This is a genomic window from Streptomyces sp. CA-146814, assembly GCF_050942385.1.
GTDB lineage: Bacteria > Actinomycetota > Actinomycetes > Streptomycetales > Streptomycetaceae > Streptomyces.
In genome coordinates this window covers 6,185,685-6,211,488 of record NZ_CP192068.1, presented here as the reverse complement: position 1 = coordinate 6,211,488, position 25,804 = coordinate 6,185,685, and the positions used below count along the sequence as shown (strand labels likewise).

Genomic DNA, 25,804 nt, shown 5'->3' with positions numbered 1-25,804 from the left:
CCTACATTGCGGCCTATCCGGCCCTGATCCGCCGGACACACCCTGGTCGTCGAGATGACCGACGGCACGGACGAGTACAACGCGGCCACCTACCGCGTCTCCTTCTTCTACGACCTGGCGAAGGCCGCCGTGAACCGGATGGCCTTCGCGCTCTCCCATGAGCTCGCGCCGCACGGTGCGACCGCCGTGGCGCTCACGCCCGGCTGGCTGCGCTCCGAGGCGATGCTCCAGGCCCACGGCGTCACCGAGGCCACCTGGCGCGACGCGGTCGCGCACGCGCCCCACTTCGCGATCTCCGAGTCCCCCGCCTATGTGGGCCGGGCCGTGGCCGCCCTCGCCCGCGATCCGGAGGTGGCGCGCTGGAACGGCCGGTCGCTCTCCAGCGGGCAGCTCGCCCAGGTCTACGGCTTCACCGACACCGACGGCAGCCGGCCCGACGCCTGGCGGTATCTGACCGAGGTCCAGGACCGGGGACTGCCCGCCGACGTCACGGGCTACCGCTGACCTCCGACCGCCGCCGTCCCGTACTCCGCGCCTATCCTTCCTGACATGTCCCTCCCTTCCGGTCCACGCGGTGGTGGCCTGTCCGCGCGCACGGCCGACATCGGGGTGACCGCCGCCGTCACATTGCTCGTGGTGGTCTGGACGCTGCTGACCATGCGATACGAGAGCGAGCCGCTGAACCGCACGGTGATCGGCTGGGCGCTCATCGCGGTGGGCTGCGCCGCCCTGTACTTCCGCCGCCGCGCACCCGTCGCCGTGGCCGCCGTGACGCTGGCCGTGTGCGTCGTCTATTACCCGCTGTCCGTGTACGACGGCCCTCTTATGGTCACGTTCGCGCTCGCGCTCTATACGGCGGCCGCCGAGGGGCGGTTCACGGCCGCCGTCGCCCTGAGCGTGGTCACTCTGATCGCCGTCGGCTTCGGTGAGGCGCGCCAGCACGACGGCAACCGGCAGATCGACGACATGTCGCTGTTCATGCTCGCGGGCTGGCTGGTCAGCCTCGTCGCCGTGGGCCGGGCCCAGTGGACCCGTGGTGCCTATCTCCGCGAGGTGGAGCAGCGGGCGCTGGCCGCGGAGCGGGAGCAGGAGGCGCGGGCCGAGCAGAGCGCGACCGAGGAGCGGCTGCGCATCGCCCGGGAGCTGCACGACGTCCTGGGACACAGCATTTCGCTGATCAACGTGCAGTCGGGCGCGGTCCTGCACAAGTTGAGCAAGAACCCGGAGCCCGCAGCGGCCCTGTCCGCCGCCGAGGAGGCCCTGGAGGCGGTCAAGGCCACCAGCAAGGACGCGCTGCGCGAGCTGCGCTCCACCCTCGGCGCGCTGCGGAAGCCCGACGAGACGGCCCCGACCTCACCCGTCTCAGGGCTCGACCGGCTCGACGAACTCGTCGCACGGGCCCGCGCCACCGGCATCGAGGTCCGGCTGCGCACCGAGGGCGAACGGCGTCCGCTGCCGCCTCCGGTCGACCTGGCGGCGTACCGGATCGTGCAGGAGTCGCTCACCAACGTCACCCGGCACGCGCGGGCGACCGGTGCGGTGGTGACGGTCGACCACACCGACGAACGAGCCGTACGGGTACGGATCGAGGACGACGGAGAGGGCTCCCCTGAGGGCTCTCCGGCCGGCAGCGGCATCCGGGGCATGGCCGAGCGTGCCAGGGCCTTCGGCGGCGAGCTGACGGCGCGGAACACCGCACAGGGCTTCGCCGTGAGCGCCCGGCTGCCGATCGAGGGGACCGAATGATCCGCGTAGTGCTGGCCGACGACCAGACCCTGGTACGGGCGGGCTTCCGCTCGATCCTGTCCGACGAGGACGACATCGAGGTCGTCGGCGAGGCGGCCGACGGCGAACAGGCCCTCGCCCTGGCCCACGAACAGCGCCCGGATGTGGTGCTGATGGACATCCGGATGCCCGGCACCGACGGCCTGGAGGCCACCCGCCGCATCACCACCGACCCGCGCCTGGCGGACGTCCGGGTCATCATCCTGACCACCTTCGACATGGACGACCACGTCTACGGAGCCCTGCGCGCCGGCGCCTCCGGCTTCCTGGTCAAGGACACCGAGCCGATGGAACTGCTGCACGGCGTACGGGTGGTGGCGCGGGGCGACGCCCTGATCGCCCCGGCCGTGACCCGGCGGCTCATCTCGGAGTTCGCGAGCCGCCGGAAGCAGCCCGAGCCGGGTCCGCGCCTGAACGCCCTCACCGAGCGGGAACGCGAGGTCATGGGGCTGGTCGGGGCCGGGCTCTCCAACGACGAGATCGCCGCCCGGCTGGTGCTCAGCCCCGCCACCTCCAAGACCCATGTCAGCCGGATCATGACGAAGCTCGGCGTCCGCGACCGGGCCCAGCTGGTGATCCTCGCCTACGAGTCGGGCATGATCACGCCCGGCTGGCTGGCCTGAGAGCGATCGAGCGCGGGCCGACCAAGCGCGGGCCGAGGTGCCAACTTCCGTAGTACGCGGACGGGCGCGCCCGCAACTCCCGTAGTAGGCGCGTTGTCCTCCCCGGGCCGACGCGCGCCACCGAACCGTGCACCGAGGCTTCCTGGGTGGATCCGGAATCGCTCGACCTCGCGCGGCTGCAGTTCGCCCTCACCGCCGGGGGCCACTTCCTCTTCGTCGCCCTGACGCTGGGCATGACCCTCCTGGTGGCCTGCCTCCAGACAGCCGCCACGGTCACCCGTAAGGCAACGCATCAACGGATGGTGCGGTTCTGGGGACAGCTGTACGTCATCAACTACGCGGTCGGCATCATCACCGGGCTGGTGATGGAGTTCCAGTTCGGGCTGAGCTGGAGCGGTCTGACGCACTACGCGGGCAATGTCTTCGGCGCCTCACTGGCCGTCGAGACGATCGTCGCGTTCTTCGTGGAGTCGACGTTCCTGGGGCTGTGGATCTTCGGCTGGCACCGGTTCAACCGGTGGGTCCACCTGGCGACGATCTGGGTCGTCGCCCTCACCGCTTGCGTGTCGGCATACTGGATCCTCGTCTCCAACGGCTTCCTCAACAACCCCGTGGGCCACCGCGCCGAGAGCGGCAAGCTGGTCCTCGCGGACGCCGGAGCGCTGCTCACCAACCCCAGTGCACTGCTGGCCTTCGGGCACATCCTGGGCGGCGCGCTGCTGACAGCCGGCTTCTTCATGGCGGGCGTCAGCGCCTACCACCTCTTCCGGCGCACTCCCGAAGTCGCGTTCTTCGTCCGGAGTCTGCGCATCGGGGTGTTCGTCTCCTTTCCCGCCCTGTGGGTCACGGCGGGGTTCGGCGGGGTCCAGCTGGCCTCACTGACGGATCTGCAGCCGATGAAGTCCGCCGTCTTCAGCGGGAGGACGGCGGAGATCGCCGAACTCCAGGCGGAGATGGTCGCCCGGTTCGGCCCCGGCGACTACGTACCCTCCGAGGTGTGGACGCGCGGCGGAGCCCTGGTGATGCTCCTGGCGTTCGCGCTGATGATGTACCTCTCCCTGGCCGGGACCCTGCTCGCCTGCTTCCGCAAGGCCGTCGAGCGCTTCCGGCTCTGGCACGTGGTGCTGATGGCCACCGTTCCGCTGCCGTACCTGGCGATGGTCAGCGGCTGGGTCTTCCGGGAGGCCGGACGGCAGCCCTGGGTGGTGTACGGGCTGCTGAAGACCGAGGACGCCGTCTCCCGCCACTCGCACGGCACCATGCTCGCCTCACTGATCACCTTCACCGTGCTGTTCGCGGCACTGGCCGTCGTCAACGGATGGCTGCTCCTGCGCCACGCGCGCCTGGGGCCGGTGGAGACGGGACTCGGCCACGACGATCGGCTCTCCGCGGATCCCGTAAGCGCTCCGGAAGCCCCGGCCGCTCCGCGTCCCGGCGGGCCCGCCGCACCTCCGCCGCCCTTCACCCCCCGCTACTGAGGAGCCGTCGTGGACACCCTGGCCGTCTGCCTGCTTGCCTTCTTCGCCACCGGCTACTTCGTCCTCGCCGGGGCGGACATCGGCACCGGCATGCTGCTGCCGTACCTGGGCGCGGACGAGGGCGAACGACGCCTGGTGATCGCCGCCTTCGCGCCGTTCTTCCTGGGCAACGAGGTGTGGCTGGTCGCCGCCGCGGGCGTGCTCGTGGGCTGCTTCCCGGTCCTGGAGGGCGAGCTGCTGAGCGCCCAGTTCACCGTGGTCGTGCCGCTGGTCGCCGGGTGGATGGTGCGGGACGCCGGGCTGTGGCTGCGCGGGCGGGGCGGTGGACGGCGGTGGCGGGCTGGGTGCGACGGCGCGGTGGTGTGCGGGAGCTGGGTGGTGGCGCTGGCCTGGGGGTGGCTGCTGGCCGCGCTGTTCGCGGGTGCGCCGGAGCGTACGGCCGCAGCCCCGGTCGGGGCCGTGACCGCGCTCGCCGTCGCCGCGCTGTTCGCCGCACACGGTCTGGGGTTCGCGGCCCTGCGCCTGACCGGGCGGCCCTGGGCCCGGGCGCACCGGCTCGTCGGACGGACCGGCGCGGGCCGGTCCTTCGCCCTGACCGCCGTCCTGATGGCCGCCCTGCCGCTGTTCGCGGGCCCGGCACTGCATCCGGCGGCGCACGCGGCGGACCGGGCGACGCTCACCCTGCTCGTCCCCGTCCTGCTCGCGTTCTGCCCGCTGCTGGTCGCCGCCCAGGCCTGGACCTGGCACACCTTCCGCCACCGGGTGACGCGTCCCTCGTACCTCTGACGCCGTCCTAGGGCCTGTCGTCAAATGTCACGCCCACATCAGGAGTGACGCGAGCGTGACAGCTGCTTCGTAGGACTCGGCAGTCTTGTCGTACCGGGTGGCGATCCCGCGCCACTGCTTCAGGCGGTTGAAGCACCGTTCCACGACGTTGCGGTGCTTGTAGACCTCGCGGTCGAAGGCCGGCGGGCGGCCTCCGCGGCTGCCTCGCCGGGCCCGGTTGCGGGCCTGGTCGGCCCGTTCGGGAATCGTGTGGGCGATGCCCCTGCGACGGAGCCAGGCGCGGATCGCCTTCGAGCTGTAGCCCTTGTCGCCCAGGACGTGATCGGGCCGGACCCGGGGACGGCCGGGTCCGATCCGGGGCACGCGGATCGCTTCCATCACGGCGGTGAACCGGGTGCAGTCGTTGGTGTTTCCACCCGTGACCACGAATGCCAGGGGTCGGCCCCGCCCGTCACAGGCCAGGTGGATTTTGCTGGTCAGACCGCCTCTTGACCGGCCGAGGGCCGGGTCGCGGAGCCCCTTTTCGGGCCCCGGCCGCGTGCTGGTGAGCGCGGACGATCGTCGAGTCGACGGACACCAGCCAGTCGACGTCGCCCGCCGCATCCGCTTTCGCCTGGGCGGCGCGGAGCATCCGGTCGAACGTCCCGTCCGCCGCCCACCTGCGGAAACGCGTATGCAGCGTGGCCCACGGGCCATAGCGCTCGGGCACGTCCCGCCAGGCCGTCCCGGTCCGGAACTTCCACACGATCCCGTTCAGGACCCTGCGATCGTCCAACCGCTTGCGTCCCCGCAACGACGCGGGCAGCAGCGGCCGGACGAACTCCCACTCGGCATCCGACAGTTCATGGCGACGTATCACGACACCATGATCCACCAGCGGTGATCATTTGAAGACACTGCCTAGGGCGTGTCCGGGGGGTTTTGACCGGGGCCGCCGAGCGCCCGGCGTATCCGGGAGACGGCCGACTCGCCGCGCCGCGGTCGGTGTCCGCCGTGCACCCTGGGGTCGTCGGTGACGTCGTACCGCTTCACATAGGCCCCCAGGAACGCCTGGAGCGTGGCGACGGCGGGGATGGCGATCAGCGCGCCGACGGCTCCCAGCAGGGCGGTTCCGGCGACCACCGAACCGAACGCGACCGCCGGATGGATGTCGACGGTCTTCGCGGTCAGCTTGGGCTGGAGGACGTAGTTCTCGAACTGCTGGTAGACCACGACGAAGCCGAGCACCCACAGCGCGTACCAGGGGTTGACCGTGAAGGCGATCAGCATCGGCAGGGCGCCCGCCAGATACGTACCGATGGTGGGGATGAACTGCGAGACGAGCCCCACCCAGACCGCGAGCGCCGGAGCGTAGGGCACGCCGAGGACGACCAGCAGGATGTAGTGCGCGACGCCGGAGATCAGGGCCATCAGGCCGCGCGAGTAGAGGTAGCCACCGGTCTTGTCGACCGCGATCTCCCAGGCGCGCAGCACCTCGGTCTGCCGGGCCGGCGGCAGTACGGAGCAGAGGGCGCGCCGCAGCCGGGGGCCGTCGGCCGCGAAGTAGAACGAGAACAGGAAGATCGTCAGCAGCCGGAACAGTCCGCCCAGGACCGTGGTGGAGACGTCGAGCACCCCTGAGGCGCTGTTCTGGACGTACTTCTGGAGCCAGTCGGAGTGCAGCAGGCTGTCCTGGACCTGGACCCGCGACAGCTCGGTGTGGAAGGTGTGGTTGACCCAGTTGATCACCGAGTCGATGTACTCGGGGAAGTCGTCGACCATGTCGACGATCTGGCCCGCGAGCATCGACCCCAGCAGGACGACGAACCCGGCGCTGAAGATCATCAGTCCGATGAAGACGATGAACGTGGCCAGCCCACGGCGCATGCCGCGGGCCGCCATCCGGCCGACCGCCGGCTCGATGGCGAGCGCGAGGAAGAACGCGATCAGCACATTGGTCAGCAACCCGATGAGCTGGTCGAACGCCCAGCTGCCGAGCTGGAAGCAGGCGTAGAGCGCGAGGGCCAGGACCATCGCGCGCGGCAGCCAGCCCGGCATGCGGGCGGGCCCCGGGCCGGACGGTGGCGCGGGAGGCCCGGCGGGCGGGGCGTCGGAAGGCTGGGCCGGAGCGCTCTCGTCTGTCGATGACACGGGACAAGTCTCGCCTACGCCACCGACAACCGGTCCCCGGCCGGAGAACGCCCGGTGACGGCAAGGGTCAGCGCTTGTCGGCGGGAACGTCCATGGCCGTGCAGACCGCGCGCCAGACATCCTTCGCGTCCCAGCCCGCGTCCAGTGCCTGGTGCACCGTACGGCCGCCGAGCTCGGCCATCACATGGTCACGGGCGAAGGAGTCCGCGTACGCACCACCGAAGTGGTCCGCCATCCGCTCCCAGAAAATCGTCAACCGCATGCCATCAGTATCCCGCTCCTGAGAGTGCACCGGTCCGCCGGGCATGTGCCGGAGCCTCTTTCCCCTCTACGGTCGGTCCATGGCTGGAACCGGAGCACACCCCCTCGTCCGCGCCGAGCACTTCATCTGGCTCACCGCCCGTGTCCTCGAACAGCGCAGGTTCGCCCACCGCTTCCTCCACGGCGCCCCGGAACCCGTCGAGACGGCGCTCGCCGCCTACCGGAACGAGGACGGCGGCTACGCGTACGCGCTGGAACCCGATCTCCGCGGCCCGGTCAGCCAGCCGCTGCACACCGCCCACGCGCTCGGCGTCCTCGACTCGATCGGCCGCTGCGACGGTCTGCGCGCGGAACGGATCTGCCGCTATCTGAGCGACGTGTCGACAAAAGAAGGAGCGCTGCCCGCGCTGCTCCCTTCACAGCGCGGCTATCCGGCCGCGCCGTTCGTCCCTGTGGTCGACGACCCGCCGGCCGAACTGCTCGCGACCGGTCCGATCGTCGGGTTGCTCCACCGCAACGAGGTGTGGCACGCGTGGCTGTTCCGGGCCACGGACTTCTGCTGGAGCGCCGTCGACGCCCTGGAGCGGTCGCATCCGTACGAGATCGAGGCCGCGATCGCCTTCCTGGACGGGGTGCCGGACCGCGCCCGGGCCGAGCGGGCGGCGGACCGGCTCGGCCGGCTGGTGCGCGAACAGCGGCTCGCGGTACTCGATCCGGCCCGGCGCGCGGAGTACCCGGTGGCGCCGGGCTACGCGCCCGGCGAGCACCACTTCCCGCACGACTACGCCCGTACGCCGGGATCGCTGGCCCGCCGCTGGTTCACCGACGAGGAGCTGGAGCGCTCGCTCGACCATCTGGCGGCCGAGCAGCGGGAGGACGGCGGCTGGCCGGTCAACTGGCGGCAGTGGGCACCGGGCACCGCGCTGGAGGGACGGCCCCTGGTGACGCTCAGGGCCCTGGAGACGCTCCAGGCGTACGGACGCCTGCCGGCCTGACCGAGGTCCGTCGGCCGCCCGGCTGCCGACGGCGCCTGGCTCAGCCCAGGGCGCGGACCCCCGCCGTGACCACCACGGCCGCGCCGACGACCACCAGGAAGGGCGCGCGCAGGACCAGCGCGAGCGCCGCGGCGGCGAGTCCGGCGGCCCGGGCGTCGAGGACAAGCTGCTGTCCGTCGCCGAAGGTCTGCTGTGCGGTGAGGGCCGCCAGCAGCGCCACCGGCAGCAGGACCGCCATCCGCCGTACGAGCGGCCGCTCCAGCACTCCGGCGGGGACCAGCAGGCCCGCGTACTTGGCGAGGTAGCAGCCCACCGCCGTCAGTCCGATCGCTATCCAGACGTTCATGAGTCCCGTCCGCCCTTCTTCTCCGTCGTCTCCTTCTGTGAGGCCGTGTCCGCTCCGCGCTTGCGCCGTCCCATCAGGAAGAGGACGACGGGCGCCGCGAGCGCGGAGAGCAGGACCGGTACGCCGGCCGGCAGGACGGGCAGCAGCGTCAGGGCAAGCAGCACGGCGACGCCCGCCGTGACGCGTTCGACGGTGCTCCTGAGCATCGGTGCGAGCAGCGCGAGGAAGACGGCGGGGCTGGCCGCGTCCAGGCCCCAGGCCTCGGTGTCGCCCAGCGCCTCGGCACCCACCGCACCCACCAGGGTCGTGAGGTTCCACAGCACGTAAAGGGTGAGCCCGGTGACCGTGAAGCCCAGGCGCGCGGACCGCCGGTCGGGCTGCGCCACCGTCACCGCGGTCGTCTCGTCGATCACCCAGTGGGCGGCGAAGGGACGTGCCATGCGCGGAAGGGCCAGCAGCTGCGAGAGCCGCAACCCGTAGAAGGCGTTGCGGACACCCAGGAAGAACGCCCCGGCCGCCGCCGTGTACGGGTTGCCGCCCGCCGCCAACGCGCCGACCAGCGCGAACTGCGAGGCGCCGGTGAAGACGAAGAGGCTCAGGGCGCAGATCTGGAGCAGGCTGAGCCCGGAGCCGGCGGCCGTGACGCCGAAGGCGAAACCGGAGAGCCCTACGGCGACACCGACGGCGAGCGCGTCCCGGACGACGGCCGCGTCCGGCTTGTGCGGTGGGGTGCCGGGCGGACCGGCGGCTATGGCACCGGTCGCGACGGTGCTCTCTGGGGGTGCTGTCTGTTCTGCCACGCGCCGCACGTTACGGGGACGGCCCCGGCCCGGTCTTGTACGTTCTTGCGCACCCCGCGGCGTCCCTGGGAGCCGCCTCTGAGGCTCGTCGTCCCTAGGAGGCGTCCCGTGCGCGCCTAGGAGTCGTCCCGTGCGCGCCGGTGGATACCTCGCTCGCGCTGGTACGCGCCGGGCGGCACCCCGACGATCCGGGTGAAGTGACGATTGAGGTGCGGCTGATCGGTGAAGCCGACGGCGGCCGCGGCCTCGGCAGGGGCGACGCCCGCGTCGAGCATCCGCCGGGCCCGCCGGACCCGGGCGTCGGTCAGCCAGGTGTGCGGCGGCATCCCGTACTCCTTCTTGAAGGCCCTCAGCAGAGCGAACGGGCTGGTGCGCAGCTCGGCGGCGAGCGCCTCCAGGGTGGGCGGCGCGTCCATCCGGCCCTCCAGCGCGCGGCGGGCGCGTTCGGCGTCCCGCGCGCCGCCGGCCCGGGGTGTCGCGCCGGGGAGTGAGCTGCCGTGCCGGGTGAGGAGGCGGGCGACCAGGACCCGCAGCAGACTGTCGGCGGCCAGCGCGTTGCCCTCCTCGGCGGCCCGGTGCACCTGGGTGATCAGCCGGGCGGCGTACGGGTCGGTCACCCGGGTCTCGGCGAAGCCCACCGTGCCGCGCAGGGGAGTCACCTCGGCCGCGATGTCGTTGATCACCTGGGCGGATGGGTAGAGCGTGTCGTACGCCCAGCCTTCGGGCTGCCCGGGACGGGCGGTGTGCGGCACCTCCGGGTTGATCATCACGACGGTGCCGGGAATCGCGTGGACCGTGCCGCCCGGCAGCCCCACGTCCTCCACGCCGCCGGTGACCGCACCGAGCACGTACCCCTCGTGGCTGTGCCGGGGAAAGGTGTGGCGGACGTACCGGGCGCGCAGAAGATCGAGGTCGGGCAGCTCCGCGTACGTCCAGTGCCGCGCCCACTCCGTCACTCGATCCGCTCCCGCCATGGCCACATTCTCGCAGGTCCCAGCGGTGCGCCGCAGGGTGAAGGGACGGCTCCGGGCGGTGTCGCGGGCCCGTTGTCAGTGGCGGGGTGCACGATGGGGGACATGACCGGCTCCGCTCTCGACGCCTTCTCGCCCGCGACCCGCAGCTGGTTCGCCGGCGCCTTCAGCGCGCCCACCGCCGCGCAGGAAGGTGCCTGGCGGGCCATCGGCGAAGGCAGCGATGTGCTGGTGGTCGCGCCGACCGGCTCCGGCAAGACGCTGGCCGCGTTCCTCGCCTCGCTGGACCGGCTGGCCGCCGGTCCGCCGCCCGCCGAGGCGAAGAAGCGCTGCCGCGTGCTGTACGTGTCCCCGCTCAAGGCGCTGGCGGTCGATGTGGAGCGCAACCTCCGCTCGCCGCTGACCGGCATCCGCCAGGAGTCGGTGCGCCTCGGCCTGCCCGAGCCGGAGGTGCGGGTGGGCATCCGGTCCGGTGACACCCCGCCCGCCGAGCGGCGCTCGATGGTGACCCGGCCGCCGGACATCCTGATCACCACACCCGAGTCGCTGTTCCTGATGCTCACGTCCTCCGCCAGGGACGCGCTGGCAGGCGTCGAGACGGTGATCCTGGACGAGGTGCACGCGGTCACCGGTACGAAGCGCGGCGCGCACCTCGCGCTCTCCCTGGAGCGCCTGGACGAGCTGCTGCCGCGGCCCGCCCGCCGGATCGGGCTCTCCGCGACGGTCCGGCCGGTCGGCGAGGTGGCCCGGTTCCTGTCGCCGCAGCGGAAGGTGGAGGTCGTCCAGCCGCCCTCCACCAAGGAGTTCGACCTTTCCGTGGTCGTCCCGGTGGAGGATCTCGGCGAGCTGGGCGGCTCGCCCGCCACCGACGGGGACGCCGCACAGGCGGAGAAGCCCTCGATCTGGCCGCATGTCGAGGAGCGCATCGCCGACCTCGTCCAGTCGCACCGCTCCACCATCGTCTTCGCCAACTCACGGCGGCTGGCGGAGCGCCTGTGCAACCGGCTGAACGAGATCGCGTACGAACGGGCCACCGGCACCGCCTTCGACCCGGACAACCCGGACAACCCCGCACTCGACCTGCCGGAAGCACACGCTCCCGCCGAGGTCATGGCCCAGTCCGGCGCGGGCCGTGGCGCCCCCGCCCTGCTGGCCCGCGCCCACCACGGTTCGGTCTCCAAGGAGCAGCGGGCCCAGGTGGAGGAGGACCTCAAGGCGGGACGGCTGCCCGCCGTGGTGGCCACCTCCAGCCTGGAGCTCGGCATCGACATGGGCGCGCTCGACCTGGTGGTCCAGGTCGAGTCGCCGCCCTCCGTCGCCTCCGGCCTCCAGCGGGTGGGCCGGGCCGGGCACCAAGTGGGCGCGGTCTCCACCGGCGTGGTCTTCCCGAAGTACCGCGGCGACCTGGTGCAGGCCGCCGTCGTCACCGAGCGGATGCGCGAAGGGGCCATCGAGGCCCTGCGCATCCCGTCCAACCCGCTGGACGTGCTGGCCCAGCAGCTCGTCGCCATGGTGGCCCTGGACAGCTGGCAGGCGGACGACCTGCTGGCCCTGGTCCGCCGGGCCGCGCCGTTCGCCTCGCTCCCGGAGTCGGCGTTCACGGCCGTGCTCGACATGCTCGCCGGCCGCTACCCCTCCGACGCCTTCGCCGAGCTGCGGCCCCGGGTCGTGTGGGACCGCGTCGGCGGTACGGTCACGGGCCGCCCGGGTGCGCAGCGGCTCGCCGTCACCTCGGGCGGGACCATTCCGGACCGGGGCCTCTTCGGGGTCTTCCTGGCCGGCGCGGACCCGAAGAAGGGCGGCGGCCGGGTCGGCGAGCTGGACGAGGAGATGGTCTACGAGTCCCGCGTCGGCGACGTCTTCACCCTGGGGACCACGTCCTGGCGGATCGAGGACATCACCCGCGACCGGGTCCTCGTCTCCCCCGCCCCCGGCGTTCCGGGACGGCTGCCGTTCTGGAAGGGCGACCAGCTGGGCCGCCCTCTGGAGCTCGGCCGCGCCCTGGGGGCCTTCCTCCGCGAGATCGGCGGGCTCTCCGAGGAGGACGCGCGGCTGCGGCTGCTCGCCGCCGGGCTGGATGCCTGGGCGGCGGACAACATCCTGGCCTACCTGGACGAGCAGCGCCGGGCCTGCGGCCATGTGCCGGACGACCGGACGATCCTGGTCGAGCGGTTCCGCGACGAGCTGGGCGACTGGCGGGTCGTCGTCCACTCCCCCTTCGGCGCCCAGGTCCACGCCCCGTGGGCGCTCGCCCTCTCCGCCCGCCTCGGTGAGCGGTACGGGATGGACGCCCAGGTCATGCACGCCGACGACGGCATCGTGCTGCGGCTCCCGGACGCCGACATGATGGGCCTGGACCTCCTCGACTTCGACGCCCCGACCACCGGGGACGCGACGGATACGGCGGACGACCGACCGGCCCCGCAACCCTTCTCGTACGACAGCGAGCAGCCTCCGGTCGGTGCCACCGATGTCGTCTTCGACCAGGGCGAGGTGCAGCAGATCGTCACCGACCAGGTCGGTGGCTCGGCGCTGTTCGCCGCCCGCTTCCGCGAGTGCGCGGCCCGCGCCCTCCTGCTGCCCCGCCGCTCCCCCGGCAAGCGCACCCCGCTCTGGCAGCAACGCCAGCGCGCTTCCCAGCTGCTCCAGGTGGCATCCGAGTTCGGTTCGTTCCCGATCGTCCTGGAGGCCGTCCGCGAATGCCTCCAGGACGTCTTCGACGTTCCCGGGCTCACGGAGCTGATGGGCGACCTGGAGGCGCGCCGGGTCCGGCTGGTCGAGGTCACCACCCAGGAGCCCTCCCCGTTCGCCCGCTCCCTCCTCTTCGGTTACGTCGCGCAGTTCCTGTACGAGGGCGACTCACCGCTCGCCGAGCGGCGGGCCGCCGCACTCTCCCTGGACTCCCACCTCCTGGCCGAGCTGCTGGGCCAGGCCGAGCTGCGCGAGCTGCTCGACCCCGAGGTCCTCACCGAGCTGGAGCAGGAGCTCCAGTGGCTCACCGAGGACCGCCGGATCAAGGACGTCGAAGGCGTCGCGGACCTGCTGCGCGTCCTGGGACCCCTGACCGACGCCGAGCTGGCCGAGCGCGGTGCCGAGCCCACCTGGGCGCCGGAGCTGGCCACGACCCGCCGGGCCATCCAGGTCCGGATCGCCGGGGCCGACCACTGGGCGGCGATCGAGGACGCCGGAAGGCTGCGCGACGCCCTGGGAACCGCACTCCCGGTCGGTGTTCCCGAGGCGTTCACCGAACCGGTGAAGGACCCTCTCGGCGACCTCCTCGCCCGTTTCGCCCGGACACATGGTCCCTTCACCGCCGCCCGGGCCGCCGAGCGGTTCGGGCTCGGCACGGCCGTCACGGACGGCGCGCTGCACCGGCTCGCCGCCTCCGGCCGGACCGTCCAGGGGGAGTTCCATCCGGCGGGTATCGGCCAGGAGTGGTGCGACGCCACCGTCCTGCGCCGGCTCCGCCGCCGTTCGCTGGCCGCGCTCCGCCAGGAGCTGGAGCCGGTGGAGCCCGCCGCGCTCGCCTCCTTCCTCCCGCAGTGGCAGCACTTCGGCTCCCACCGGCTGCGCGGCATCGACGGGCTGGCCCGCGCCGTCGAACAGCTTCAAGGGGCGCCCGTGCCCGCCTCGGCCCTGGAGAAGCTGATCCTGCCGAGCCGCGTCATGGGCTACACGCCGGCGATGCTCGACGAGCTGACGACCACGGGCGAGGTCGTCTGGGCCGGGGCGGGAGCACTGCCCGGCAAGGACGGCTGGCTCTCCCTCTACCCGGCCGACAGCGCACCTCTGCTCCTGCCCGCCCCACACCCCCTGGAGCTGTCCGCGCTCCACGAGTCCCTGCTCACCACGCTCTCCGGCGGATACGGCCTCTTCTTCCGGCAGATCGCCGACCAGGTCCGGGCCACCACCCACCCGGACTCCTCCGACCAGCAGCTCGCCGACGCCCTCTGGGAGCTGGCCTGGTCGGGCAGGCTCACCAACGACACCCTCGCCCCGCTCCGCTCACTCCTCGGCTCCGGCCGGACAGCGGGTTCCACCGCCCACCGCGCCCGGCGGAACGTGCCCCGAGGGCGGTACGGATCCCTCACCGCGGCCGCCCGGCCCGCCTCCCGCACGGGCCCGCCGACGGTCTCCGGCCGCTGGTCCCTGCTGCCGCCACGCGAGCCGGAGCCGACCCACCGCGCCCACGCCCTGGCCCGCACCCTGCTCGACCGGCACGGGGTGGTGACCCGGGGCGCGGTGCAGGCCGAAGGGGTGGAGGGCGGCTTCTCGGCGACGTACCGCATCCTGGCCGCCTTCGAGGACAGCGGGCAGGCCCGGCGGGGCTACGTGGTGGAGGGCCTCGGTGCCGCACAGTTCGCGATGGACGGAGCGGTGGATCGGCTGCGGGCGGCCGCCACGGCCCGCGACCGCCGCGACCCGGGCACCGCGTCCCAGGCCCTGGTGCTCGCCGCCGCCGACCCGGCCAACGCGTACGGCGCCGCCCTGCCGTGGCCGGAGTCCCCGGACGGCGCCGGGCACAAACCGGGCCGCAAGGCCGGGGCGCTGGTGGTCCTCGTCGACGGCGAGCTGACGCTCTACATGGAGCGCGGCGGCAAGTCCCTGCTCGCCTGGCCCACCGACCCCGAGTCGCCCGCGCTGCTGGCCGCGGCCGAGGCCCTGGCCGCCTCCGCCCGCGCCGGTGCGCTCGGCACGGTGACGGTGGAGCGGACCAACGGGGCCTCCTCGCTCACCTCGCCGCTGGGCCGGACCCTGGAGGCGGCCGGCTTCCTCGCCACCCCGAAAGGCCTGCGCCTGAGAGCCTGAGCCCCGACGGGCCCACACCGCCGCACCCCACCACCCCACCACCCCACCGCCTCTGGCCCCATCATGGAGGCATGCCCGAAGGAGACACCGTCCTGCAGACCGCCGCCCGGCTGCACACAGCGCTGGCGGGCCGGGTCCTGACCCATGCCGACCTGCGCGTCCCGCGGTTCGCCACCTCCGACCTGAGCGGCCGTACCGTCCTGGACGTCACCGCACGCGGCAAGCACCTGCTGACCCGCGTCGAAGGCGGGCTGACCCTGCACAGCCACCTCCGGATGGACGGGGCCTGGCGGATCTACGCACCGGGCGAGCGCTGGCGCGGCGGCCCCGGCCACCAGATCCGCGCGGTCCTGGCCAACACCGAGCACACCGCCGTCGGCTACCGCCTCCCCGTCCTCGAACTGCTGCGCACCAGCGAGGAGAGCAAGGCCGTCGGCCACCTCGGGCCGGATCTGCTGGGCCCCGACTGGAACGTCGGCCTCGCCGTCGAGCGGCTCCTCGCCGCCCCGGACCGCCCCATCGGCGACGCGCTCCTGGACCAGCGCAACCTCGCCGGGATCGGCAATGTCTACAAATGCGAGCTCTGCTTCCTGGCCCGCGTCACGCCCTGGCTCCCCGTAGGCGCCCTCCCCGAAGGAACGCTGCCCCGGCTGGTCGCCCTGGCCCACCGCCTCCTCGATGCCAACCGCGACCGCCCCACCCGCACCACCACCATCCGAGCCGAACGCCGCCCCCGCCCGAACACCCCGGCCCCCACCCCCTCACACCGGCCCCTCCCGCCCCTGCGGGTCCAGGACCCCCTTTACGTCTACGGGCGGGTCCGGCGCCCCTGCCTGCGCTGCGGCACCCCGATCCGCAAGATCGACCAGGAGGACCGGCCCACGTACTGGTGCCCGTCCTGCCAGTCGGGCCCGACGCCGTAAGCAGTACAGGACCCACCCACCTGTTGACGGACCGTCAGATACACCTTTACGGTCCCGTCATGCCCCTCTCCGTGCATGACGCGTACGACCTCACGGGCCGCTCCGCGTTCGTCACCGGCGCGGCGAGCGGAATCGGCCGGGCGAGCGCCGTGCTGCTGGCGGAGGCCGGGGCCACGGTCCACTGCGCCGACCGCGACGAGACGGGCCTGCGCCGGACGTACGAGGCGATCACGAACGCCGGCGGCCGGGCCCGTACCCACCCGCTCGACGTCACCGACCGCGAACAGGTCCGGGCGGCCGTTCGGGCGGCGGGAGAGCTCGACATCCTGGTCGCCTCGGCCGGAATCATGCACACCAGCAGCGTTCTGGAGACCGAGGACGAGGACCTGGACCGGGTGCTGGCGGTCAATTTCACAGGGGTGCTGTACGCCTGCCAGGAGGTGGCCCGCTCCCTGGTCGCCCGTTCCGCACCCGGATCGCTGGTCACGATGGCGTCCGGCGCCGTGGACTCCGCGAGCGCGGGCCTGCTCTGCTACAGCGCGGCGAAGGCGGCCGTGGTCCAGCTCACGAAGACGCTCGCCACCGAGCTGGGCCCGCACGCCATACGGGTGAACGCGGTGGCCCCGGGCTGGATCCGTACGCCGATGACCGGCCGGCACGGAGCGGAACTGCAGCAGCGGGCGGAGGCCACGGTGGCCCGCGTCTCTCCGCTGGGCCGGGTCGGTGAACCCGAGGACGTCGCCCACACCGTGCTGCACCTGGCGTCCGACGCGTCGGCCTTCACCACCGGCCAGATCCTCCGCCCGAACGGCGGCGTCGCAATGCCCTGGTGACCCCCGCCCCGAACCGCGAAGGCCCCGCCGCAAGCCGCCCACGCCAAGCCTCGGCCGTAAACCGCCCACGCCAGGCCTCCCCCGTAAACCGCCCACGCCAGGCCCGTGAAGCCCACTCCCCCGACCCCGGCCCCGCCCCCGTCGTCCGCCCCACCGCCGCGGCCACCGATGCCACATGGACCGGCAGCAGACTCAGCCCCCAGCCGCCCGCCGCCACCGCGCCCTCCACCGCACCGGCCTGCTCCGGCTGCAGCACCAGCCGCAGCACCGCCCACCACCACACCCCGCCGAGGACCAGCGCCGGCACCCATCGCCGTACCATCGCTGCCCTCCTGCGGCCGACGCCCTTTCGGGCAGTTTCCCCTGGCAGCGGCGCCCCCGCACGCAGAACGTACGACCGACGGCTCCCCCCACGCACGGGTGGCCCGCCGGAGATCAGCCCCCCACACGCACGGGTGCCCCCGCCGGAGATCGGCGGGGGCACCCGGTGAGGACAGCGGCGCGAGGCGCCGCCGGCCCTTACTTGTCGTTGTCGTTGCGCAGTGAGTCCGTGACGCCCTTGGCGCGGTCACCGGCCTCGTCGACCTTGTCCTTGGCCGTGGCCTTGGTCTGGTCGGCCTTGCCCTCGGCCTCCTTGCGGCGGTCGCCGGTCAGCTTGCCGACGGCCTCCTTGCCCTTGCCCTTGAGCTTGTCCATGGCGTTGTCACCAGTCACGATGTCGATTCCTTTCGCTCAGGCACTTTCGGCCTGGAACATCCAGGCGTGCTTTTCGAGGTCTGCGGTCAGTGCGATCAGGATGTCCTGGGTGACGGGATCCGGCGCGTCGGTCACTTCGATGCGCTCCCGCATCCGGCCGATCACCACACCCAGGGCGTCGACGAGCGCCTTCACGGCGTCGGTGTCCTTGATCCAGCCGTCGGAGACGGGCCGGATGGCGGTCTCCTTGGCGACGGTCGCGGAGCGGCCGTCCGGGTTGACGCCGATGGCGGAGGCACGCTCGGCGACCGTGTCGGAGTGCTGCCGGGCCGTGACGACCACGTCGTCGAGCTGGAGGTGTACGGACCGGAATCGCGGGCCGACCACGTTCCAGTGGATCTGCTTCGCCACGAGGGAGAGGTCGACCAGATCGACCAGCGCGCCCTGCAGCGCTTCTCCGACGAGCTTGAGATCGCTCTCGGACAGTGGGCTCTTCACCACAGACATGCAAACACTCCCATCCGTCAGGCGTACTGCTGACCGTCGTCAGGCGTTTCGCTGACCATTCCGGCGCATCACTCACGATGGCACAAATGAAACAAAACAGTCATGTTGGCCTCAACCTCCGTCTGCCCGCTTCCTCGCGACTCACACACGCGGAGCGCACACAGAAAAAGCACGCGGAAGGAGCACACAGCTGTGGAACACGCGGCGAGAACACACACCGGGCACACACGCCGGAGTCCCGGCCGACCCCTGTGGGGCCGACCGGGACTCCGGTCGAGCACTGTGCCGCGCGCGGATCAGGCGGCGACGACGTCCACCGCTTCCGCGGGCGCCTTGATGGTCACCCGACCCGACGGCACACCTGCGACCGACGAGACGGAGACGGAATTGAGCATGGGACGAACCGGTACTGGGACCGGATCACTGGCAGCTGCCGACTCGGCCAGCTCGGCGAGCGAGAGCTCGTCGCTCACTTCCCGCATGAGCTCGGACATCCGTACGTCAAGCGCGTCGCAAATCGCGGAGAGCAGCTCGGAGGATGCCTCCTTCTGCCCCCGCTCCACCTCGGACAGATAACCGAGCGAGACCCGGGCGGACGAGGAGACTTCGCGCAGAGTACGGCCTTGGCGCTGGCGCTGCCGACGCAGCACGTCACCCAGCAGGCGACGGAGCAGAATCATCGGTGGCTCCCTCCTCGGACCGCGTAGCCGCATCCTTCACGCCCTACCGTACCGCCTTGTGCTGCGGCCGTGCGGGGAGCGATGTCGTGTTCACTCAGGGCTGCAAACATCAATTCCCCCCGATCTGTTCCGTATCCTGTGCCCGCGCATTTCCGCCGAGTTCGCTCACGAGCAGACCGAGGACGCTTCGTACGCTCTCTCTACGGATGTCCGCCCTCGATCCATTCAACCGCAGAGTGGTCACTTTCTCGACGCCGGAGGGTCCCGCTACGGCAATGTGGACCGTTCCGACGGGCTGCCCGTCCTGCGGCTCCGGGCCGGCGACGCCGGTCGTGGAGAGGCCCCAGTCGGCGCCGAGCGCGCGGCGCACACCGGCGGCCATCTGCCGTGCGACCTCGGGATCGACCGCCCCGCGCTCCACCAGCAGGGTCCCGTCCACGCCGAGGACCTCGCTTTTGAGGGCGGTGGCGTACGCGGTGACCGATCCTCGGAAGGACCGTGAGGCGCCGGGTACGGAGGTGAGCTCGGCCGCCACCAGCCCGCCCGTCAGCGATTCGGCGACGGCGAGCGTCTCACCGCGCTCCGCGAGCCGCTCCAGCGCCCGGGCAGCGGCGGCTGTCACCGCTCGGCCTCCGCGGCGTCACGCGCCCCCAGGACAGGCTCCACAGCCGTGGGACCACCGGAGACGCGCACAGCAGACTCGGAATCAGCGGCACCGGCAGCACCAAGAGCATCACCGGAACCAGAAGCACCACCGGCCACACCAGCACCAACACCAGCACCACCGGAAGCACCGGCACCACCGGAAGCGCCAGCACCACCAGACGCACTCGCACCACCAGAAGCTCCCGAGACACCCCCCGCCCCAGGAGACCCCGCCGCCTCGTTCAGCGCCGCCGCGGTCCGGCCCACGGCGGCCCGCTCGGCGGCCAGGCTCCGGCGGCGCAGGACGACGGCCTGGCGTACGTAGTCGAGACCGGTGACGACCGTCAGCACGACGGCCACCATCATCATCCAGAAGCGCAGGGTGGCCAGCGGCCCGGTGAGCATCAGGACGTACATCCCGGCCGCCGTCCCCTGCGCCAGGGTCTTGAGCTTGCCGCCTCTGCTGGCCGGGATCACCGCGTGCCGGATCACCCAGAACCGCATCAGCGTGATGCCCAGCTCACGGGCGAGGATCACCCCGGTGATCCACCACGGCAGATCGCCCAGGATCGAGAGGGAGATCAGCGCGGCTCCCATGATCGCTTTGTCGGCGATCGGGTCCGCGATCTTCCCGAAGTCGGTGACCAGGTTGTACGTCCGGGCCAGATGACCGTCGAAGAGGTCGGTGATCATGGCGATGGCGAAGGCCGCCCAGGCGAAGGAGCGCCAGGCCGGGTCGTATCCGCCGTTGTGGAACAGGAGGAGGACGAACCCGGGTACGAGCAGCAGCCGCACCATGGTCAGGATGTTGGCGATGTTCCACAGGCTGGCCTGGTTGACGGCCGCAGTCCCCAGCTTGCCGCCGCGGACCGGCTTCGCGCCGGAACCGCCTGCCGCGGATGCCGGGACTCCCGTCATCTGGCTGCCTCCGCAAGCTCGTGGTGTTCGGCCACCAGGTCGACGCCCTCGGTGCCCACTGCCTTTGCCTCGACCATAAGGCCCGGTACGAGTCCCTCGCGTGTGGTGAAGACCACCTGGCCGTCCGTTTCCGGGGCCTGGTGCGCGGCGCGGCCGATCGCGACCTCGCCGTCCTCGTCCGACTCGACGGACTCCACGAGCACCTGAAGGGTCTCGCCGACGCGCTCCTCGGCGCGCTGCGAGGTCAGCTCCTCGGCCAGCTGGGAGATGTGGGCGAGCCGCTCGGCGATGGTGTCGGCGTCCAGCTTGTTCGCGTAGCCGACCGCCTCGGTGCCCTCCTCGTCGGAGTAGCCGAAGACACCGATGGCATCGAGGCGGGCGCCGGTGAGGAAGCGTTCCAGCTCGGCGAGGTCGGCCTCGGTCTCGCCGGGAAAACCGACGATGAAGTTGGAGCGCGCACCGGCCTCGGGGGCCTTGGACCGGATGGTGTCCAGCAGCTCCAGGAAGCGGTCGGTGTCACCGAAGCGGCGCATCGTGCGCAGCACGCTCGGGGAGGAGTGCTGGAAGGAGAGGTCGAAGTACGGGGCGACCTTCGGCGTCGAGGTGAGGACGTCGATGAGGCCGGGGCGCATCTCGGCGGGCTGGAGGTAGCTGACCCGGATCCGCTCGATGCCGTCCACGTCGGCCAGCTCGGGCAGCAGGGTCTCCAGGAGGCGGATGTCGCCGAGGTCCTTGCCGTACGAGGTGTTGTTCTCGGAGACGAGCATGACCTCCTTCACGCCCTGCTCGGCCAGCCAGCGGGTCTCCTGGAGCACGTCCGAGGGGCGGCGCGAGATGAAGGAGCCGCGGAAGGAGGGGATGGCGCAGAAGGAGCAGCGGCGGTCGCAGCCGGAGGCCAGCTTCACGGAGGCGACGGGGCTGGTGCCGAGGCGGCGGCGCAGCGGGGCGCGCGGTCCGGAGACCGGGGCGACGCCTTCCGGGAGGTCCGCGGGCGCGGGCGCGGGTTCGGTCTCCTGGGCGTGCCCCGGCAGGGACACCGCCGCGGACTGCCGCTCGGCGGGGCTGATCGGGAGCAGCTTGCGGCGGTCGCGCGGGGTGTGCGAGGCGTGGATGCCGCCGTTGAGGATGGTCTGCAGCCGGTCGGAGATGTCGGCGTAGTCGTCGAACCCGAGGACGCCGTCCGCCTCCGGCAGGGCCTCGGCGAGGTCCTTGCCGTAGCGCTCGGCCATGCAGCCGACGGCGACGACGGCCTGGGTGCGGCCGTGGTCCTTGAGATCGTTGGCTTCGAGCAGGGCGTCGACGGAGTCCTTCTTGGCGGCTTCGACGAACCCACAGGTGTTGACGACTGCGACATCCGCGTCCGAGGCGTCCTCGACGAGGTCCCAGCCGTCCGCTGCCAAGCGGCCTGCAAGCTCCTCCGAGTCCACCTCGTTACGGGCGCAGCCAAGAGTGACAAGGGCGACGGTACGGCGTTCGGGCATGGACTCAAGACTACTTCGTCCCGGCGGCCCTCCCGCCGAGCAGGGTTGCCTGCGCTCTCTCCTGCTACGGGGAGTAACAGGCGGGAGGTCCGCCGGAAACGCCGACGGGCGCCCGGCACAAGGCCGGACGCCCGTCGAAGGGGTGAGGAGGCGCGGACTCAGCCGGCCTCGGGGTCACCCTTGGTGTACGTGAGCCGCTCGACCTGGCCCGGCTCGAAGCGGTCCTGCAGCTTCTTGCCGTTGACGAAGAGCTCGATCGCCCCGGCGTTGCCGAGGACGAGGTCGATGCGCTCCTCGTCCTGGAAGGTCTTGGACTCACCTTCGAGCAGCAGCCCGTCGAAGAGCAGCTGTCCGTTGTGGTCCTTGACGGAGATCCAGCTCTTGCCCTGGTTCGCGCCGAGCTTGACCGTCACCTTGTCCCGGGGGGCGGCGGCGATGGCACTCTCGGACGGCACGGGCTTGGGCTCGGCCGGCTTGGTGGTGGTGGGTTTGGCCGCGGTCTTGTCGGGCTTGGAGCCCTCCGCGACCTGGGCGGTGTTCGACGGCTTGTCCTCTCCACCGTTGAAGAGGGTGAAGCCGACGAAACCGATGACGGCGACGATGGCCGCGACCATCGCCGCGGTCCAGTTGGGCCGCCGCGGTTCGGAACGGATGCGCTCCGCCTCGAACAGCGGAGCGGCGGGGGTCGGTGCGGGACGGCCGCCGTGGTCGGCGTCGAAACGTTCGACCAGGGGTTCCGGGTCGATGCCGACGGCACGGGCGATGTTGCGGATGTGGCCGCGTGCGTACACGTCGCCGCCACAGCGCGAGAAGTCGTCCTCCTCGATCGCGTGCACGATGGGGATGCGCACCCGGGTGGAGCTGCTGACTTCCTCGACCGTCAGACCTGCGGCGATGCGAGCCTGCTGAAGGGCACGACCGATCGAAGGCCGGTCGTCTTCGGGGGAGTTGCCGATGGACACGGGGGCGCCTTTCGAGCGTGAGCCACCTGCTGGATGTTCAGTCTAGGGGGGGTACGAAAGGGAGGGGCAACCGGGAGGGACGACTTTGTACGCCATCGGGTTCGCCGGGCGGCCCCGTGGACCTCTCCGCGGACGGAGCGGCACCGGGACCGTGCCCCAGTCGGGGACTGGGCAACCTGGAGTGGGCCGAACAGGGTGGGTGACAACGGGCTGGGCGGAAGGGAGGAGCATCGTTCCTCCCCTCCCTCCAACTGGACGTACGACCGCACGAAACGGTTGCCCACAAAACCTTTACGGGTGGATTACCCCTATGGAGCGGATTCCCCGCGGATGACGGCCAACACCCCGTCGAGCTCGTCCGGTTTCACCATCACGTCGCGCGCCTTGGACCCTTCGCTGGGTCCGACGATGTTGCGGGACTCCATCAGGTCCATCAGCCGCCCGGCCTTGGCGAAGCCGACGCGCAGCTTGCGCTGGAGCATCGAGGTCGACCCGAACTGGGTGGAGACGACCAGTTCGGCGGCCTGGCAGAGCAGGTCCAGGTCGTCGCCGATGTCCTCGTCGATCTCCTTCTTCTGCTTCGTACCGACGACGACGTCGTCCCGGAAGACCGGGGCCATCTGGTCCTTGCAGTGCTGGACGACGGCGGCGACCTCGTCCTCGGTGACGAAGGCGCCCTGCATACGGGTGGGCTTGTTGGCGCCCATCGGGAGGAAGAGGCCGTCGCCCTTGCCGATGAGCTTCTCGGCGCCGGGCTGGTCGAGGATGACCCGGCTGTCGGCGAGGGAGGAGGTGGCGAAGGCGAGCCGGGAGGGCACGTTCGCCTTGATCAGACCGGTCACCACGTCGACCGAGGGGCGCTGGGTGGCGAGCACCAGGTGGATGCCGGCGGCGCGGGCGAGCTGGGTGATGCGGACGATGGAGTCCTCGACGTCGCGCGGGGCGACCATCATCAGGTCGGCCAGCTCGTCGACGATCACCAGCAGATACGGGTACGGCGACAGCTCCCGCTCGCTGCCCTCGGGCGTCTTGCACTTGCCGGTGCGCACGGCGTGGTTGAAGTCGTCGATGTGCCGGTAGCCGAAGGCGGCCAGGTCGTCGTAGCGCAGGTCCATCTCCCGCACGACCCACTGGAGCGCCTCGGCGGCCTTCTTGGGGTTGGTGATGATCGGCGTGATCAGGTGCGGGATGCCCTCGTACGCGGTGAGCTCGACGCGCTTGGGGTCGACCAGGACCATCCGGACGTCCTCCGGGGTGGCCCGCACCATGATCGAGGTGATCAGGCAGTTGATGCAGGACGACTTACCCGATCCGGTGGCACCGGCGACCAGGACGTGCGGCATCTTCGCCAGGTTGGCCATCTCGTAGCCGCCCTCGACGTTCTTGCCGAGCGCCACGAGCATCGGGTGGTCGTCCTCGGCCGCGTCGGCGAGGCGCAGGACGTCACCGAGGTTGACCATCTCCCGGTCGGAGTTGGGGATCTCGATGCCGACGGCGGACTTGCCCGGGATCGGCGAGATGATCCGTACGTCCGGACTGGCCACGGCGTACGCGATGTTCTTGGCGAGCGCCGTGATCTTCTCGACCTTCACGGCGGGGCCGAGCTCGATCTCGTAGCGGGTGACCGTCGGGCCCCGGGTGAAGCCGGTGACGACGGCGTCGACCTTGAACTCGGTGAACACGTTGGTCAGCGAGGCGACGACGGCGTCGTTGGCCGCGCTGCGGGTCTTGCCGGGCCCGCCGCGCTCCAGCAGGTCGAGCGAGGGCAGCGAGTATGTGATGTCGCCGGAGAGCTGGAGCTGCTCGGCGCGGGCGGGCAGGTCGCCGGTGCGCTCGGGAGCGGGCTTGGTCAGATCCGGTACGCCACCGGGGTCGACGGGCCCGGAGGGCGCCCCGGCCCGGCCCGCACTCCGGTCCTCCTTCTCCGCGCCGCCGCCCCGCTCGGCCTCACGGGCGCCGGGGACGGGCGTGGCGCCGGTACGGTCCCGGTCGCGGTCCACCGAGACGCCCTGGGTCAGGTCGGCGACGACCGGCGAGGGCGAAATGCCGTTGAGCACGGCCCCGTCGAGCGCGGCGGCCGCGGCCGCGGCGACGTCCACCGCGTCCATGGACCGGTTCATCGCGGGCTGCGCGGCGGGCCTGCGGGGCCGCCTGCGCTTGGTGAGGGCCTCGGCCTCGGCGCTGTCGTGGTCGTACAAGGCGTCGTCGGCGTCGGGGGCCTGCCGACGTCCGGAGCCGCGCCGCGTCCCGGCGGGCAGCGCCTCGCGCCACTGCTCGTCGTAGCGCTCGTCGTCGTCCTCGTACACCTCGCCGGGTTCGTACGCCGGTTCCACGATGCCGAGGCGGACGCCGAGCTGGCGCAGCCGACGCGGGATGGCGTTGACCGGGGTCGCGGTGACGACGAGGAGGCCGAAGACGGTGAGCAGCACGAGCAGCGGTACGGCGAGGACCTCGCCCATCATGAAGATCAGCGGCTTCGACGCGGCCCAGCCGATCAGCCCGCCCGCGTCCTGCATGGCCTCCGTGCCGTCCTCGCGGCCCGGCGACCCGCAGGCGATGTGGACCTGGCCGAGGATGCCGACGACGAGGGCGGAGAGCCCGATGACGATCCGGCCGTTGGCGTCGGGGCGCTCCGGATACAGGATGAGGCGTACGGCCATGGCGCCGAGCAGTATCGGCGCGAGCAGATCGAGCCGGCCGAACGCACCGGTCACCAGCATCTTCACCAGGTCGCCTACCGGCCCCTGGAGGTTGGACCAGGTGCCCGCGGCGACGATCAGCGCGAGGCCGAGGAGCAGGAGCGCGAGGCCGTCCTTGCGGTGGGCTGGGTCAAGTCCCTTCGCACCGCGCCCTATGGAGCGGAACACCGCGCCGACACCGTGCGCCATGCCGAGCCAGATGGCGCGCACGAGCCGGTAGATGCCGTTGGTGGGGGACGGCGCGGGTTTGGGCGCGGGCCTCTTGGCCGCCGCCTTCTTCGCGGGCGCCCTTTTCGCGGGCGCGGCCGCCTTCTTGGGGGCGGTCTTCCTGGGGGGCGCGGCTTTCTTCGCCGGCCCAGGCGTACGGCCGGCGCGCTTCGCGGTGCCCGCTGTGGACTGGGAACCCTTGCCGGACGTACGTGAGGCCATGGTGCCGAGGTTACCGTTGTCGACGCCCGTGAACACGTTCGCCTACG

21 protein-coding genes and 2 pseudogenes are annotated in these 25,804 nt (G+C 71.8%); 9 read left to right on the top strand and 14 right to left on the bottom strand.

Features of this window, described 5'->3' with window-relative positions; genetic code table 11:
* Nucleotides 1–42 precede the first annotated feature (42 nt).
* The 5 genes and pseudogenes from ACQP09_RS27865 to ACQP09_RS27845 all read left to right on the top strand — a co-directional run.
* Nucleotides 43–504, top strand: a pseudogene (locus tag ACQP09_RS27865) (short-chain dehydrogenase); the annotation flags it as partial.
* Between the two features lie 45 nt (nucleotides 505–549).
* Nucleotides 550–1,746, top strand: coding sequence for a sensor histidine kinase (locus ACQP09_RS27860; protein ID WP_433404418.1), 1,197 nt, complete (start codon nucleotides 550–552; stop codon nucleotides 1,744–1,746).
* The gene (locus ACQP09_RS27855; protein ID WP_433404416.1) at nucleotides 1,743–2,408 is read left to right on the top strand and encodes a response regulator; all 666 of its coding nucleotides are present in this window, start codon (nucleotides 1,743–1,745) and stop codon (nucleotides 2,406–2,408) included. Before ACQP09_RS27860 ends, ACQP09_RS27855 begins: the two co-directional genes overlap by 4 nt.
* 146 nt (nucleotides 2,409–2,554) lie before the next feature.
* Nucleotides 2,555–3,886, top strand: a complete 1,332-nt coding sequence (locus tag ACQP09_RS27850) for a cytochrome ubiquinol oxidase subunit I (protein WP_433404413.1) — start codon at nucleotides 2,555–2,557, stop codon at nucleotides 3,884–3,886.
* 9 nt (nucleotides 3,887–3,895) lie between these two features.
* Nucleotides 3,896–4,672, top strand: a complete 777-nt coding sequence (locus ACQP09_RS27845) for a cytochrome d ubiquinol oxidase subunit II (protein WP_433404411.1) — start codon at nucleotides 3,896–3,898, stop codon at nucleotides 4,670–4,672.
* Between the two features lie 27 nt (nucleotides 4,673–4,699).
* Here ACQP09_RS27845 and ACQP09_RS27840 read toward each other — a convergent pair.
* From ACQP09_RS27840 to ACQP09_RS27830, 3 genes and pseudogenes are all read right to left on the bottom strand, one after another.
* Nucleotides 4,700–5,531, bottom strand: a pseudogene (locus ACQP09_RS27840) (IS5 family transposase).
* A gap of 41 nt (nucleotides 5,532–5,572) precedes the next feature.
* Nucleotides 5,573–6,709, bottom strand: a complete 1,137-nt coding sequence (locus tag ACQP09_RS27835; RefSeq protein ID WP_433406784.1) for an AI-2E family transporter — start codon at nucleotides 6,707–6,709, stop codon at nucleotides 5,573–5,575.
* A gap of 160 nt (nucleotides 6,710–6,869) precedes the next feature.
* On the bottom strand, nucleotides 6,870–7,064 hold the full coding sequence (locus ACQP09_RS27830) for a DUF3046 domain-containing protein (RefSeq protein WP_404069496.1): 195 nt from the start codon (nucleotides 7,062–7,064) through the stop codon (nucleotides 6,870–6,872).
* 79 nt (nucleotides 7,065–7,143) lie between these two features.
* Between ACQP09_RS27830 and ACQP09_RS27825 the strand changes: the two genes are divergently transcribed.
* Nucleotides 7,144–8,058 carry a hypothetical protein gene (locus ACQP09_RS27825; protein WP_433404408.1) on the top strand — a complete coding sequence of 305 codons (915 nt, stop codon included), beginning with the start codon at nucleotides 7,144–7,146 and terminating at the stop codon, nucleotides 8,056–8,058.
* 40 nt (nucleotides 8,059–8,098) lie between these two features.
* On the opposite strand, the gene ACQP09_RS27820 is transcribed toward ACQP09_RS27825, so the two are convergent.
* The 3 genes from ACQP09_RS27820 to ACQP09_RS27810 all read right to left on the bottom strand — a co-directional run bounded on the left by ACQP09_RS27820 (nucleotide 8,099) and on the right by ACQP09_RS27810 (nucleotide 10,178).
* Complete coding sequence (locus tag ACQP09_RS27820) at nucleotides 8,099–8,404, bottom strand: AzlD domain-containing protein (RefSeq protein ID WP_359209534.1); 306 nt, start codon at nucleotides 8,402–8,404, stop codon at nucleotides 8,099–8,101.
* A complete protein-coding gene (locus tag ACQP09_RS27815; RefSeq protein ID WP_433404407.1) occupies nucleotides 8,401–9,204 on the bottom strand; it encodes an AzlC family ABC transporter permease in 804 nt (267 codons plus the stop codon). The genes ACQP09_RS27820 and ACQP09_RS27815 overlap by 4 nt, the downstream gene beginning before the upstream one ends.
* Before the next feature lie 116 nt (nucleotides 9,205–9,320).
* Nucleotides 9,321–10,178 (bottom strand): AraC family transcriptional regulator, encoded by an 858-nt coding sequence (locus tag ACQP09_RS27810; RefSeq protein ID WP_433404404.1) that lies wholly within the window; start codon nucleotides 10,176–10,178, stop codon nucleotides 9,321–9,323.
* A gap of 102 nt (nucleotides 10,179–10,280) precedes the next feature.
* Here ACQP09_RS27810 and ACQP09_RS27805 point away from each other — a divergent pair, with 102 nt between their 5' ends.
* The 3 genes from ACQP09_RS27805 (at nucleotide 10,281) to ACQP09_RS27795 (ending at nucleotide 16,740) form a co-directional block, all read left to right on the top strand.
* Nucleotides 10,281–14,984 (top strand): Lhr family ATP-dependent helicase, encoded by a 4,704-nt coding sequence (locus ACQP09_RS27805; RefSeq protein WP_433404401.1) that lies wholly within the window; start codon nucleotides 10,281–10,283, stop codon nucleotides 14,982–14,984.
* Between the two features lie 71 nt (nucleotides 14,985–15,055).
* Nucleotides 15,056–15,907: an Fpg/Nei family DNA glycosylase gene (locus ACQP09_RS27800; protein WP_433404400.1), complete on the top strand. Its 852-nt coding sequence runs from the start codon at nucleotides 15,056–15,058 to the stop codon at nucleotides 15,905–15,907.
* Between the two features lie 59 nt (nucleotides 15,908–15,966).
* A complete protein-coding gene (locus ACQP09_RS27795) occupies nucleotides 15,967–16,740 on the top strand; it encodes an SDR family NAD(P)-dependent oxidoreductase (RefSeq protein WP_433404397.1) in 774 nt (257 codons plus the stop codon).
* Nucleotides 16,741–17,259: 519 nt separating this feature from the next.
* On the opposite strand, the gene ACQP09_RS27790 is transcribed toward ACQP09_RS27795, so the two are convergent.
* The 8 genes from ACQP09_RS27790 to ACQP09_RS27755 form a co-directional block, all read right to left on the bottom strand.
* On the bottom strand, nucleotides 17,260–17,436 hold the full coding sequence (locus ACQP09_RS27790; protein WP_432151703.1) for a CsbD family protein: 177 nt from the start codon (nucleotides 17,434–17,436) through the stop codon (nucleotides 17,260–17,262).
* Between the two features lie 36 nt (nucleotides 17,437–17,472).
* Nucleotides 17,473–17,943: a Dps family protein gene (locus tag ACQP09_RS27785; protein ID WP_433404394.1), complete on the bottom strand. Its 471-nt coding sequence runs from the start codon at nucleotides 17,941–17,943 to the stop codon at nucleotides 17,473–17,475.
* Nucleotides 17,944–18,239: 296 nt separating this feature from the next.
* Nucleotides 18,240–18,623: a helix-turn-helix domain-containing protein gene (locus ACQP09_RS27780; protein WP_003965837.1), complete on the bottom strand. Its 384-nt coding sequence runs from the start codon at nucleotides 18,621–18,623 to the stop codon at nucleotides 18,240–18,242.
* Nucleotides 18,624–18,732: 109 nt separating this feature from the next.
* Nucleotides 18,733–19,245, bottom strand: a complete 513-nt coding sequence (locus tag ACQP09_RS27775; protein WP_433404391.1) for a CinA family protein — start codon at nucleotides 19,243–19,245, stop codon at nucleotides 18,733–18,735.
* On the bottom strand, nucleotides 19,242–20,186 hold the full coding sequence (gene pgsA, locus ACQP09_RS27770) for a CDP-diacylglycerol--glycerol-3-phosphate 3-phosphatidyltransferase (protein ID WP_433404388.1): 945 nt from the start codon (nucleotides 20,184–20,186) through the stop codon (nucleotides 19,242–19,244). Before pgsA ends, ACQP09_RS27775 begins: the two co-directional genes overlap by 4 nt.
* Nucleotides 20,183–21,667, bottom strand: coding sequence for a 30S ribosomal protein S12 methylthiotransferase RimO (rimO, locus tag ACQP09_RS27765; RefSeq protein ID WP_404069474.1), 1,485 nt, complete (start codon nucleotides 21,665–21,667; stop codon nucleotides 20,183–20,185). Before rimO ends, pgsA begins: the two co-directional genes overlap by 4 nt.
* A 158-nt stretch (nucleotides 21,668–21,825) precedes the next feature.
* The gene (locus ACQP09_RS27760) at nucleotides 21,826–22,629 is read right to left on the bottom strand and encodes a helix-turn-helix domain-containing protein (protein WP_432151647.1); all 804 of its coding nucleotides are present in this window, start codon (nucleotides 22,627–22,629) and stop codon (nucleotides 21,826–21,828) included.
* Between the two features lie 308 nt (nucleotides 22,630–22,937).
* Entirely contained in the window at nucleotides 22,938–25,757 is a 2,820-nt protein-coding gene (locus tag ACQP09_RS27755; RefSeq protein ID WP_433404384.1) for a DNA translocase FtsK, read from the bottom strand.
* Nucleotides 25,758–25,804: the final 47 nt, after the last annotated feature.